This is a genomic window from Enterococcus sp. AMC1157, from assembly GCF_058216555.1.
Genome location: NZ_CM177099.1, coordinates 2,676,872 through 2,690,629, shown reverse-complemented (window position 1 = coordinate 2,690,629; position 13,758 = coordinate 2,676,872). Strand labels below are relative to the sequence as shown.

The window sequence follows — 13,758 nt, the reverse complement described above, 5'->3', positions numbered from 1 at the left end:
AACCTTATTTCTTTTAATGTATTAAAATTTCTGAAAATTGAAATTTTAGTTTGATCGAAATGCCGGATACCATTCCACTACTCTTACTCCTTGCTCAGTGGAACTGGCAACCTTATTTCTTTTAATGTATTAAAATTTCTGAAAATCGAAATTTTTGTTTGATCGAAATGCCGGATACCATTCCACTACTCTTCCTCCTTGCTCAGTGGAACTGGCAATCTTATTTCTTTTAATGTATTAAAATATTTAAATTTCTGAATTTTAGTCTTTCAATTTCTCAGATTTTTTTGTTTCTAGATTTTTCAAATAATTGACTTCACATTCAATCACTTTTTCTGCCATTAATTTATTAGCAAAGGACACTGTAGCAGCTTTAACTGCCAAATACTCAACTGGAATTGGTTGAGTAGAATGACTGATATTTTCGCCCATTGCTTGTAAACAGACTCGCTGGATTGCCTGCTCTTGCTCTTCGCAAAAAAGATTGTAGGCATTTCGAATTCCGATGATTTTCCCTTGAAATAAAATACCATCCTTAATCTCTTGAATAGTAAGGACTTGTTTTAATAATGTGATAGCTACCAAAAAAGCAACATGTTTCCGATTATATCTTTTTTTCTCTGGTGCAGGGATCATATCTTTTTTGACATAATTATTAACCATTGAAGCGGTCAATAAAGGATGTTTGTCAGTTTGAATAACTGGGGAAACATATTTATCAATCAAAGTAATTACCTGATCCATATATAATTCTAAATCTGGCAATTCATCCCATCTAGGCAAATGAAATTCAATTAGAGACGTTGCCCAATCTAAAATCTCATTGTTTAATTTTTCCAAGAAGTTCACCTCTTTTCAAAAATTATAAAAAAGTTTACAACAACCATTATACCTAGTTTTGAAAACTAGGTAAAGAAAAATTTATTTTTATAAAAAAATATGCCTGTCGACGGGGATCGACAGGCAAGGAGTAAAAAATGAAAAAGTGTTAGGGTGTCTTTTACAAAGACGTTTTGTTGGTATGTCTATATAATAGAGAATAAATGTGAAAAAAATATGAAGGCTTTTTTGATTTCGTGTAACTTTTTTATTTCCTAGATTGGAAGAACATGAATCTCCTCAAACATTAATCCTTCTTAATCACTTGCCAAGCCTTTTTCCAGCTAGTATTATTAATTTTAACTACGATCACTGGAGGTATACATATGACACTAAACTTTAACAAATGTACCACTGAAGACTTTTCAACTTTACAAGAAATTAGTTTTGAGACTTACATTGATACATTCGGAGAGTTTAATACTCCTGAAAATATGAAGGCTTATTTAGATGGTGCTTATAATAGAGAAAAGCTTATTTCTGAAATCCAAACCAAAGATTCTACTTTTTATTTGTTGTATGATCAGAATCAGTTAGTTGGTTATCTCAAACTCAATCAAAATCAGGCTCAAACTGAAGACATTTCGGAAAATGCTTTAGAGATTGAAAGACTTTACGTTCGACCAGACTTCAAGCGTCGTGGTTATGGTCGTAAACTGATGGAGTTTGCGATTCAAGAAGCAAAGAATTCTGAAAAAGAACTTGTTTGGCTTGGTGTTTGGGAACATAATGAACCCGCTAAAGCTTTTTACCAATCAATGGGTTATCAACAACAAGGATCACACTCCTTTTTTATGGGTGACGATGAACAAACAGACTATATCATGGTTAAAAAACTTAAATAAAAAAAAAGCCAATTTCTGACTTAAGTAATCTCATACTTGCCAGAAATTGGCTTTTTATTCTTCAAGATTTAGTTAAAGTATCTTCGTGTCATACCAATGGCATCATTTTCCATGATTAGTTCTCCATGTTCCATTAACACATCTGAAGTCAGAACGCTTTTTTGTGCAAACTCTGTTACTACAGAGACTTGATTTTCTATTTGTTTATCAGATTCTTCTCCTAAGAAAATGACTTCTAAAAAATACGTGTCGTTCATAACATAAAGATTGGTAAATACATTATCTAAGTGAATTTCACTTGCTAATTGAACCATAGCTTCAAAATTCATCAGTTCAAAAACTAGTTCACGACTAATTGCTTTAGGTTCCTCTTGTTTCTCTTTTTTAGATGGTAATTGTTCTTTGAACCAAGACATCAATTCTTCTTGAGAAAACCCTTCATAGGATTCAGGATCTTCATTTTTTAGCCATTCAGTAATTTCTTCTGGCGAATAATAATCTCCGTACACCTCATAAGGATCTAAGTTTTCAAGAGAAGCATTTTTACTAATAAATAGTTCCAAGCCATCTCCTTTAGGCATCACTTGAAATGTTACTGCTTCGCTTCCTTTGAATTGTTCATCAACGTCGACTTCTTCTAATATACTGTAGAAGAAATTCTCAACTTCTTTGTGATTTCCCAATAAGTCTAAAAAAGTGATTCCTCTAGCAGCTAAATCTTCGCTTTTAATTAAGACACGGATTGTATTTTCATTAATATGTTCCATTTCCATATTAGCTACACCTCACTTATTTTGGTACTATAGCTACATTGTAACGGAAGCGCTAGAAATGTAAAGAGAAAAACATTAGAAACTCCAAATAGCCTTTACTACCTTAGGATTCTTAACGAAAAAACAATGGACACCCATATATGAGTATCCATTGTAAAATTTCTATAAACCTGCCATTAATTGCGCTTGACGTAATTCTAATTGACGAACATCACGTGGTAAGAATCGACGAATTTCATCTTCGTTAAAACCAACTTGCAATCTTTTCTCGTCAATCATAATCGGACGACGTAATAAACCTGGATTTTCTTGAACTAGTGTCAATAAATCCTTTAACGGTAATTCATCAAGATCCATATTTAGCTTTTGGAAAACTTTCGAACGTGTCGAAATAATTTCCTCTGTGCCATCTTCTGTCATTTGTAAAATAGACTTTAATTCTGAAATGTTTAACGGTTCAGAAAAAATATTTCTTTCAACAAATGGGATCTCATGCTCCTGTAGCCAAGCACGAGCTTTTCTACATGAGGTACAGCTTGGGGAAGTATATAGTGTCAACAACGTGCATCACTCCTTCTTTCTGTCATCTATTTAATAGAAAACAGAGAAATTATTTTTGTTTCTGTCTCTATTATAAAACACATTTTTTAGAATTACTAGTGGTTTACTGAAGTTTATTCTTAAAAAAAATGTTATTTATTAAACTATCTTACCTATAGTAACCCTTTTTTATCAACCTTTTTTTTCATTTTCAATCTTTCTGCCACTATCTTCTCATTTTTTTATTATTATATAACAGAAACCCACTCCTAATGCACTATTTTATTGTAGTTATTTTTTTCTAAGTATTTTTCCGGCTCAAATCTGCACTTTTTCAAACAATTGTTTTCCCAAGTAAAATCCCTTTAATATAGCGATAACACAGCTTTTTGGTAAGAGAAAATCTCTTTGTCATTTTTAGTCAATAAATATAGCCTAATCGTGTTATTTTATCTTATACATTATACCCTTTTGATAACTGTCTACTTTTCTCATTTTTTATAATTTTCAAATATCAAAAAAAATGAATATTTTCATGAAAATTAATTTTATACTTTTAAAGAAAAATGAGAAAACTAATAATTTACATATAAAAGACCAAAAATGACTCATGTGACAAAATTGTTCGTTGGTATCTTACTCAAAATACGTGTTTCAATTAACAAAAAAGAGACGGTCCTGTGACATAAGTAATTTAACAGTAAAATATCCGATCGATAGAAGATTGGTCTGAATCGCAATTTCGCATAGAATGGCCGAAACTCATTCTATGTAGTCAGATATTTTTGTCTTGTTTTTACTTATGTCTCAGGCCCGTCTCTAGTCAATAATTAATCATGAAATTGTGCATCGTATAATTTACGGTAATGTCCTTTATTTTCCATTAACTGTTCGTGAGTACCTTCTTCAAGGATGCCATTTTCGCTCATAACAACGATTCTTGTCGCATGTTTAATTGTTGCTAAACGATGAGCGATAATTAACGTAGTTCGTCCCTCAGCTAGTGAATTTAATGATTCTTGAATTACTTGTTCTGTTTCGGTATCCAAAGCAGAGGTCGCTTCATCAAGAATTAAAATTGGCGGATTTTTCAAAAACATTCTTGCGATCGCTACCCGTTGTCGTTGACCACCAGATAACTTCACACCACGTTCTCCAATCACAGTGTCTAAGCCATCACTCATTTGTTGAATAACGCCCTCTAAATGAGCTAACTTCACCGCATGTAAAATTTCTTCATCCGTAGCATCTAGTTTTCCATAGGCGATATTTTCACGAATCGTACCTGGGAATAAAAATACATCCTGTTGCACGGTTCCAATTTGATGACGTAAAGAGTTTAAGGTCATTTCTTGAATATCTTTACCATCAATGGTAATTTGCCCTTCTGTCACTTCATAAAATCGTGGCAATAGATTACATAAAGTTGTTTTACCTGAACCACTTTGACCAACAAAGGCCACTGTTTCTCCTGATACAATATCTAGAGAAATATTGTTTAATACTTTAGTGGCATCTGCATAAGCAAAAGTAACATTTTTATAGGAAATATCTCCATTTAGATGACTTACAGGCTTTGCACCAGCTTTGTCTTGAATCAAAGGTTTCTTATCTAGTTCTTCAGTTAAACGTTTAAAACCAGCAATCCCTTTTGGATAACTTTCTATCATAATATTCACTTTTTCAATTGGTCGAACAAAAACATTCGACAATAAGATAAATCCAACAAATTCACCATAAGTTAATTCTCCACGAATGGTATAATAAGCACCAAAAATTAAAGCAAACAAATTGATTAAGCGAATCATTAAATAATTATAAGCCGAACTCACAGCCATAATTTTATAGAAAACAATTTTAGACTGGCGATACAACTCACTTAAACCATTAAAACGTCCTTGTTCAAATTCTTCGTTAGCAAAAGATTGTGTAACACGAATTCCACTAACTGCCGCTTCTACTCCTGAGTTAAATTCTCCCAAATTGTCATAAATTTCAGTATTGACGTTGGTCATACGCTTGTTAAAGAAAATCAAAGCTAAAGAAATTAACGGAATTAAAGCAAAAGTTGCCCAGGCTAATTGAGCGTGCATATTTATCATTAAAACAAAAGATCCCGCTAACGTCATAATCGTGATAAAGACATCTTCTGGTCCATGGTGAGCAACTTCAGAAATTTCAAACAAATCTGTTGTTAGTCGACTGATTAATTTTCCTGTTTTTTGATTGTCATAGTATTCAAAAGATTGATCTTGAAGATGCGTAAACAATTCACGACGCATATCCGTCTCAATATTAACTCCTAATTTATGACCGTAATAGACAACAATATATTGTAAAATCGTGTTAATAATATAAAAAATAAACAACCCTAAACATGCCATCATTACTAAGCGGAAATTATTTTGAGGCATAATTTTGTCAATGACTTGATTTACCGCCACTGGAAAAGCTAATTCTAGAGCCCCTGCTAGAATGGCACAGCAAAAATCTAATAAAAATAACGACTTATATGGTCGATAATAGCTAAAAAAACGCTTCAGCATTAAAATTCCCCCTTTTTCATTAATTTTCATTATAGAGAAACCCAGAAAGAAAAGCAATGAAGCAAATCTGCAAGCTTTCTGAAAATGATTTTCTTTACCATCAAATAAGAAAATCTATTAAAACTTCCAATCCATCTGTCCGCAAAGAACAAACATTGTGAGAGACCGGTCTGAGCCTCTTATGAGTCTCAAACCTTTCGGCGTTCAAACGCATTGTAAGAAATTAGCAGTTCACTACTTTCAACATTGGATAATTCATCCTCATCTTTAGATCGCGATGTCTGTCTTTTCTCCCAGATGGCTTTCCAGTTTTGACGAATTTTTCTCATTTTATATTGAGTAATCATATTCACTGAAACTGGAAGAACAAAATGGAGAAAGTCATTGGTCGTGTCTTACAGAGCTGAATGAATTACACTGACTTAGTGCGATTTTAGCGCTTAGTCAGTGTTTGAACGTCAGCAGCCAAAGAGACTCTGCAAGAGGCTCGTGGCGGTCTCGCACGACCAATGAGCTTTCGGAGTTTTGTTCTGGAAGTTTTATCTTTCATTTTCTTGAGTGGAGATAAATAGCTATTATGACAAGATTTAATAAAAACTGAAAGCTCAAAAAAGCCCTTATTGTTTGAAACAACCTTGATACCTGTAAGAGGTCATTGATTGTTTCAAATAATAAGGAACTTATCGGTTGTTTAATTAGCTAATTCGTCTCCGACACTCAAGATAAGACGAATATCATCTTCTGTCATCTGTTGCAATTGTGTCTCGTTTCCTTGAATTACTTTTTGGAAAAGTTCACGTTTTTCTTGTTGCAAGGAATTCATTCGTTCTTCAATCGTTCCTTCTGCAATCATTCGCCATACTTCGACAACTTCTTTCTGACCAATTCGATGAGCACGTCCAGCGGCTTGTTCTTCTACCGCAGGATTCCACCATAAATCATACAAGATAACTGTGTCGGCACCAGTTAGGTTCAAACCAGTCCCACCAGCTTTTAAGGAAATCAAGAAAACATCTTTTTCACCTGCATTAAAAGCATCTACCATTTCGATTCTTTCTTTTGGCGGTGTGCTACCTCTTAGATAGAAGGTTTCTAAACCTAATTCCGCTAATTCTTCCTCGATAATCGATAACATACTAGTAAATTGAGAGAACAACAAGACACGACGATTATTTTGTTTGGCTGCTTCAATCAAGTCTTTGACCTGCTCCAATTTACCCGAACCGCCTTGGTAATCTTCAATAAATAATTTTGGATCACAACAAATTTGTCGTAAACGAGTTAATCCGGCTAAAATACTAATTCGATTTTTCTTAAAGGTCGATGAATCCATACCAGAAATTTCATCCCGCATTTGACGCAGATATGCCAAGTAGACGGTTTTTTGTTCTGAAGTTAATGCACTATAGTAATTTCGCTCTAATTTTTCTGGCAAGTCTTTTAATACCGTCCGTTTATCACGACGTAAAATAAATGGCTGAATCATAGAGGCAATCTTTTCTGTACTTAAATCTCGATACTTTTGTTTGCTAGGGAAAAAGCCTGGCATAATCATTTGGAACAATGCCCATAATTCTTCTAAATTATTTTCAATCGGTGTACCACTCAAGGCAAAACGATGGGGAACTTTTAATGAACGTAAAGCTTGAGCCGTTTTAGTGCTACTATTTTTAACCATTTGTGCTTCGTCTAAAATTAAGTATTCCAATGCTTTGTCTTGGTAAACATCAATATCCTGACGTAAACTAGCATAAGACGTAATCCAAATATCTACTTCTTGATTGGTTAATTGATCTCGTTCTTCTTTACTTCCACTAACAACTATTGCTTTTAGTGAAGGTGCAAACTTTTTAATTTCTTGTTGCCAATTATAAGTTAAGCTGGCCGGTGCCACAATTAATGTAGAAATTTTCTGTTTTTCTTGCTTTTCAGAAAGTAAATAACCAATAGTCTGCAAGGTTTTCCCTAGACCCATTTCATCTGCTAAAATCCCACCAAATTGGTAGTAACTTAGCATTTTCAACCAACGAAAACCAGTTTCTTGATATTCTCGTAAATTCGCCTGAAGATTCTCAGGTAATTGAGCTTCAAAAGCTTCTGGATGGGTTAAATCTTGAACCATTCGTTGAAAGCCATCACTGAAAGAAGCATGGTCTGCTAATTGTTCCTGTAATTGCAATCCTTGGTTCAGAGGAATTTTTGTGATTCCTTGATTGGTCTGAATTGTTGATCGTAGTTGTGTTAAAATTCGACTAGTCTCTTGAAACTCTTCTGATTCCAGAGAAAGTACTTGGCCATTTTCCAATGTATAAAATTGATCGTTCTGCAGTAAACTTTGTAAAACAGCATCAATTTCATTGGTTTGAATCCCCGTAATGTCAAAAGATACATCTAACCATGATCCTGAATGTGATACTTCTATTTGCGGTTGTAATTGTTTTCCGTCTATATAACGTTCCCGCAGTTTTTTCCCCATCCGAATTTCACCCAGTTGACGCATATAACCTAACTCTCTAGTGAAAAAGCGGTACAAGGCTTCACCAATTGGCAATGGTTTTTGCCAACCAGTTGTATTTTTAATAAACTGTAAGTTTTGAAGCAGTTTATCTACCCGTTGTTCTGTTTTATAATCTCTTAAAACCTCGGCATGATTTTCTGGAAGTACTTGTTGTTTCTCATCGCTAGAATAGGTAACATCTCCATAGACATAATCCACTCTTACATCAATATTCCCTTGACGTTTTCGCAAATAAAAAATAACTTGTAACTCCGCATCACTAATATAATGATAGACTTCTTCAGAGATTGATAATTGACCAATTTTTCTTAAAAATGGCAAAACTTGTTTAAACAAAATAGATAATTCTTCTTTAGGATACTGAATCATCGGTTCTTCCAACCGTTTTAACAACTGCTCCATGGTAATATAAATATCCATTTGTTGGGCTGTTAATGGGTAAATCTGTTCATCAACAATACCCCAACCATAGTATTGGTACACATGATCAAATGATTTGTCTACCCGTAATTCAAATTGTTCTTCTTTACGAATCAATGAAAATTGTAAAGGCTGTGAATCTTCTGTAAAACGTAACTGACGAATTTTTAATTCCTCTGTTTGAAGTAAAAATGGAAATTGTAACATTCGTTCAATCAAACTTTTTGCTGATTCTATCGGTAATAATAAATATTTTTTATCTAGTTTTCCTTTGACTTGAATACCGGCATGTCCCATTAATTGTTGTGTTTGAGCTAAATGAGCTAGATCAGATAGAAACTGATTGGTTTCCTCATCAAAGGCTTGATGATCCAAAGTAAAACTATTTTGTTTATTCGCTAAAAAGACTTTTTGTTCTTCGTATACTTGTAGAAATTTAAAAATATTTTTAACAACGTAACTTCGACCTGTTCGTTCTCCTATTTTTAATGAAATTCCCAAAACATCTAATTCATAACGATAAGGATTCGTTGGTAAACTATCCAACTGACATTCAACAGCCAAAGGAACATAAGGTCTATCCGATTCATTGGTTAAGCGCTGAAAACCATTAGAAAACATCGTTGATGGCGAGAAGGTATCTTTTGGTGCACTGTCGCTTTTGGCAATCATACGGGTCTTCCCTTGTTTGCGTAGATACAACTCCACGGCAACCGTATGTTTACAAAAATGGTGCTCCTCCCAGTACGGACATTGGCAATAGTCCTCCTCTTTGGCACTAGCGTCTAAATCAATTCGGTACAGTTCGCTTCCTAAAACTTCCCCATGCCAGACTTGATTTTCAGCATCAGGAGTGACCGATAAAACGCGACCTTCATTTAAATATGTTCGGCCTTTTTCTACAATTTTTTCTGGAATACTCCACTTCATTCATTTAGTCCTCCCCTCTAAATTCGGGTTTTAATATGACTCTGACCGCTCCCGTTGGTTTCAACAATTAATTGTTGTTGCACACGATCTTTTAATTCTCTAACATGACTAATAATTCCAATCAAACGTCCTTCGTTTTCAATCCATTCCAAAGCTTCCATTGCCATTTCTAGAGATTCTTCATCTAATGAACCAAAGCCTTCATCAATAAATAAGGCTTCGATGGCAATCCCTCCTGATCGATTTTGAATCACATCGGCTAAGGATAAAGCCAATGCTAAGGCCGCAATAAAACTTTCTCCACCTGATAAGGTGTGCGCTCGCCGACTCATTCCAGCATTATCGTCAAAAATATTGATTTCCAGTCCAGTTGAACTTCGATAGCTGCCCTTTTCTTCATTCAATAAAAATTGATAACGCCCTCTTGTCAGTTTAATCAAGCGGTGATTAGCAACTTCTAAAATTTCTGTTAAAAACGATTGTAAGACATAACGCTCAATACTAATTCGTTCAGGATTGTCTCCATTCATCGTCTTAAATAGTTGTTCCAATTGGCTTAATTCATCTATACGTTCACGACTGTCTTGAACTAATTCATGTAATTCGTCAAACAGTGTTTGATTATGCCGAGAGCGTTCTTCATAATGAATAATCGTTTTTTGACGATTTTCCACTTCTTCTTCGGCCTGTTGAAAAGCTTCTTCCAGTAGTGGAATATTTGGTACTTCCTGATTAGCAATACCAGAAAGCTCATCTAAACGTTGACTAACAAATTGACAATTTTGTTGGTACTCTTCTAATTGTCGTTTCAAGTCAGTCAATTCCCATAATTCATTAATTTCATGACGTATCTGCTCTTCTGTAATCTCAAAATCACTATTTTCAATAGATTTGTTTAACTCTTTTTGATAATTGTCTTCCCTATTTGCTAAGGTTTGCAAATTTTGTTTTTGTTGTTTATGAGCTTCTGTCAAACTTGCTTGAGAAAGACGTAAAGATTCACCCTGTTCTTCGTAAGTCAAAATTTCCGTTTTGTTATTGGTGTTACTACGCTGGAATTCTTCCAGTTCTTCTTTTAGCTCGGTATAACTACGTTGTTGCATTTGCACTTGCAAAATCGTCAATTTGGTCACTATTTGTTGCTGTTCCACTTGGTACTCTTGAAGTTTTTCTTGTAAATCAGCTTCTTTCGTTTGCAAGTTCATTTGCTGTTTCGTTAATATATTTTTATCTATTTCAGCTTGCTCAAACTGTGCTTTTTCTTCTTGAAATTTGCCTTCTTCTTCTTCCAAAATAGCAAGCGGTGTTGTCGCAATTTTTGTTTCAAACAAAGCTTCACATTCGCCAAAAATTTCTTTCGATCGATCTTGCTTTCGAGAAAGCTCAATAGTTAACTCCGTCTGTTGATCGCTTGAACTTTCAAAAATTTTCTGTTGGATAACACGTTCTAGTTGTTTAATTTGTTCTTCAACTTCAGTTAATTCAACTTCGCTTTGCTGAATCTCTTCGGAATTATAACTTTCTGCTTGTTCATGATGATGTTCTGTCGATCCACAAACGGGACAAGCTTCTCCATCTACCAACAATAGTTGCAATCGAGCAATTTGCATTTTGGCATTTTGGCTTCGAACCTGCTTCAGTTGTTCTTCAGCAATTGTTAGTTGCTGATTGAATTGCTCTATTTCTATTTCTCGTAGTCGATCTGTTTCAATCAACTCATTTATTTTGTTTTCCAGCTTGTCACAAGCATTTCTCAAATCCGACCAGCTTGCCACAAGATTTTTTCCTTGTATTAATTGAATTTCTTTCTGTTGCAGATCTTGACGCTTATTTAGTTGTTTTTCTTTATCAGTAATTTCTGTGGCTAATTCAACTAATTGATTTTTTATACTTGTTTTTTCACTAGAAATCTCTTGTAAAAACTGATCTACTTTTTGCTTTTGATTTAGCAAACTTTGAACAGCTTCAGCTTGAGGTAATAAATCCTCCAGACGTTGGATTTTCTTCTCCTGCTCAGTAACTAATTGACGTTGGGTTTCTATCTGTGCCATTTTCCCTTGCCATTGTTCAATTGCTTGTTTATTTTGTGCGAGTTCTTCTTCTAAAGAAGTAATATTCCTAGCAATTTTCTGACGTTCTTGTTGACAATCATCTAAATTTTTTAATAAACTTTCTTGTTTTTCTATCCACAACAAGCGTTGATAACGTCCGTTCATGAGGTCGATATCGGGTTTCATTTCAGCATATTTGGTCTGATCTGCTTTTAGTTTTTCGTACTCTATTAATGCTTTTGCCAAATCTTTCGCTTCATACAATTTTTTTTCGGCTTGTTTTTCTTTTTCCTTCATAAGGAGTAATTCTTTCTCCTCTTTTTGTTGAAGTTGAACCAATTCTTGCATCTCTGCTTCCCACAATTGTAAAGTTTCATTAATCGAGACCGCTTGGATAGCTTCTTCTTGCCATTGAAAGCGAGCAGTAATTGCTTCCATTTGATGCTGTTGCTTGCTTAATCCTTGTTCCAATACTTTTTTTTGTTGGTTTAGCCAATCATTTAAACGTTGATACAATTCAGTACCAAATAAATTCCGTAATAACTTTTCTTTTTCGCTACTAGACGCAACTAAGAAATTACGAAATTCCCCCTGCGGCAATAAAATAATTTGGAAAAATTGTTTAGCATCTAGATGAAGTAGTTCTTTAATGAATTGATCAACTTCTCCTCGTTTGGAATATTGCCGTTGTACCTCGCCATTTTTATAAATCGTCAAACGAACTTTCATCGCTTGAGTCCGAGTTCCTTCACCACGTTTTTTGAGTACTTCTTGTTCAGGATAACGTTCAATCTCATAAAGAAACTCTTGGTGTTCAAAGGTGAAAGTTACCACAGTTTCTTCAAGGGGTGTGGCAAACATTGAACGCATCTCTTTGCCTGAACGTAGTTGCCCGGAAGTTTCACCAAACAAAGCAAAGGTCATACCATCAAAAATAGTCGTTTTTCCAGCACCGGTTTTACCACTAATTAAAAAAAGACCAGCCTCTTGAAAGTCACCAAAATCAACGGTTTCATTAATGAACGGACCAAAATTTTGCATTTTCAATGTTCTTGGCTGCATCTAATCCCTCTTTTCCGTATCTATCGCTACTTGTAGCCCTTTAGCTAACCAGTCACTTTGTTTATCAGTTAATGTTTCTCCTGTGATTTCTTCAAAAAAAGTTGCTAATACTTTATCTGGTGCTTCTTCTTTGCGTAAACGTTGCTTGATTGTGGCTGTTTCTCGTCCATGCAACCGTTCAACATTCAAAATATATGGGTAAACCTCACGTAATTGATTCATCATATTTGGAATCACTGCACGATCTGTCAGCAAAATTTGCCAAAATGCTTCTCGATCCAAAGTACGATAAAAGGTAGGATCTAACAATTCATCAAAAGATGCTTCAACTTTTTTGATGTCTCTTTTAGGATACAATGGTTGAAAAATAGGTTCCATATTTTCAGAATCTACAATCCAGACACCTTTTTCATCGGTCAACTCGGATAAAGAAAATTTTAACGGTGAACCACTATAACGAACTTTCCCTGTCTTTAACGCATTTTTTGAGTGTAAATGCCCCAAAGCAACGTAATCAAATTTTTCCATTAATTCATACGCGACACTATTTAAACCACCCACTTCAATTTGAGTTTCTGAATCAGTTCGTAATCCACCTGCAATAAAAAAGTGTGTAATCAATACCTGTTTTTTATCTGCATCGAATAATCTTTCCATCTCACTCAGGATTCGTTGCACAGCTTCTTGAATCGAAGCAAACTCTTCTTTAAAATATAAGCGAGCAGCAATCGGTTCGATATACGGCAATAAGAAAAATTGTGTGTCTCCAATAGTCACTGGCTTAAACGCTTCTTCAAGCTGAGTCACCATATAAAAGTTGGTCTGCTCAAACCATGGAGCACCGGTTGCCAGTCGAGTACTGGAATCGTGATTACCTGAAACGGCTAGAACTGGAAATTTCTTTTCTAAATTCATTTCAATCAATTTTTTATTTAATAGTTCGACAGCCTCCACACTGGGAACTGAGCGATCGTATAAATCGCCTGCAATCACAATCGCATCCACTGCTTCTTTTTCAGCAATTTCAATAATTTGGTTAATAATTTCTCGCTGGTCTTCTAATAGATCATAACCATGTAATTTCTTACCGATATGCCAGTCTGCAGTATGTAAAAAACGCACTTTTTTCACTCCTTGTAAAAAATGTTCTTCCGATTATTATACCACTTTCCTGTAAATTCTTCAGTGCTTAGA

Annotated in this window: 8 protein-coding genes; 1 reads left to right on the top strand and 7 read right to left on the bottom strand. The window is 34.6% G+C overall.

Annotated elements, in window-relative coordinates:
* Positions 1–261: 261 nt before the first annotated feature.
* Positions 262–840, bottom strand: coding sequence for a DUF1836 domain-containing protein (locus AC4BBX_RS13140; protein WP_490454262.1), 579 nt, complete (start codon positions 838–840; stop codon positions 262–264).
* A gap of 365 nt (positions 841–1,205) precedes the next feature.
* Between AC4BBX_RS13140 and AC4BBX_RS13135 the strand changes: the two genes are divergently transcribed.
* A complete protein-coding gene (locus AC4BBX_RS13135) occupies positions 1,206–1,724 on the top strand; it encodes a GNAT family N-acetyltransferase (RefSeq protein ID WP_490454261.1) in 519 nt (172 codons plus the stop codon).
* Positions 1,725–1,792: 68 nt separating this feature from the next.
* On the opposite strand, the gene AC4BBX_RS13130 is transcribed toward AC4BBX_RS13135, so the two are convergent.
* From AC4BBX_RS13130 to AC4BBX_RS13105, 6 genes are all read right to left on the bottom strand, one after another.
* The gene (locus AC4BBX_RS13130; protein ID WP_490454260.1) at positions 1,793–2,497 is read right to left on the bottom strand and encodes an adaptor protein MecA; all 705 of its coding nucleotides are present in this window, start codon (positions 2,495–2,497) and stop codon (positions 1,793–1,795) included.
* A 162-nt stretch (positions 2,498–2,659) separates the two neighbouring features.
* Positions 2,660–3,058 carry a transcriptional regulator SpxA gene (gene spxA / locus AC4BBX_RS13125; protein ID WP_490454259.1) on the bottom strand — a complete coding sequence of 133 codons (399 nt, stop codon included), beginning with the start codon at positions 3,056–3,058 and terminating at the stop codon, positions 2,660–2,662.
* Positions 3,059–3,867: 809 nt separating this feature from the next.
* Positions 3,868–5,583, bottom strand: a complete 1,716-nt coding sequence (locus tag AC4BBX_RS13120; RefSeq protein ID WP_490454258.1) for an ABC transporter ATP-binding protein — start codon at positions 5,581–5,583, stop codon at positions 3,868–3,870.
* Positions 5,584–6,274: 691 nt separating this feature from the next.
* Positions 6,275–9,451, bottom strand: coding sequence for an SNF2 helicase associated domain-containing protein (locus tag AC4BBX_RS13115; RefSeq protein ID WP_490454257.1), 3,177 nt, complete (start codon positions 9,449–9,451; stop codon positions 6,275–6,277).
* Positions 9,452–9,468: 17 nt separating this feature from the next.
* Entirely contained in the window at positions 9,469–12,564 is a 3,096-nt protein-coding gene (locus AC4BBX_RS13110) for an SbcC/MukB-like Walker B domain-containing protein (protein WP_490454256.1), read from the bottom strand.
* A complete protein-coding gene (locus AC4BBX_RS13105; protein WP_490454255.1) occupies positions 12,565–13,686 on the bottom strand; it encodes an exonuclease SbcCD subunit D in 1,122 nt (373 codons plus the stop codon). It abuts the gene before it with no gap.
* Positions 13,687–13,758 lie beyond the last annotated feature (72 nt).

Bases quoted from the DNA above. Each gene is read 5' to 3' on its own strand.
- AC4BBX_RS13135 (WP_490454261.1), top strand. From the start codon at position 1,206: ATGACACTAAACTTTAACAAATGTACCACTGAAGACTTTTCAACTTTA.
- AC4BBX_RS13130 (WP_490454260.1), bottom strand. From the start codon at position 2,497: ATGGAAATGGAACATATTAATGAAAATACAATCCGTGTCTTAATTAAA.
- AC4BBX_RS13120 (WP_490454258.1), bottom strand. From the start codon at position 5,583: ATGCTGAAGCGTTTTTTTAGCTATTATCGACCATATAAGTCGTTATTT.
- AC4BBX_RS13115 (WP_490454257.1), bottom strand. From the start codon at position 9,451: ATGAAGTGGAGTATTCCAGAAAAAATTGTAGAAAAAGGCCGAACATAT.
- AC4BBX_RS13110 (WP_490454256.1), bottom strand. From the start codon at position 12,564: ATGCAGCCAAGAACATTGAAAATGCAAAATTTTGGTCCGTTCATTAAT.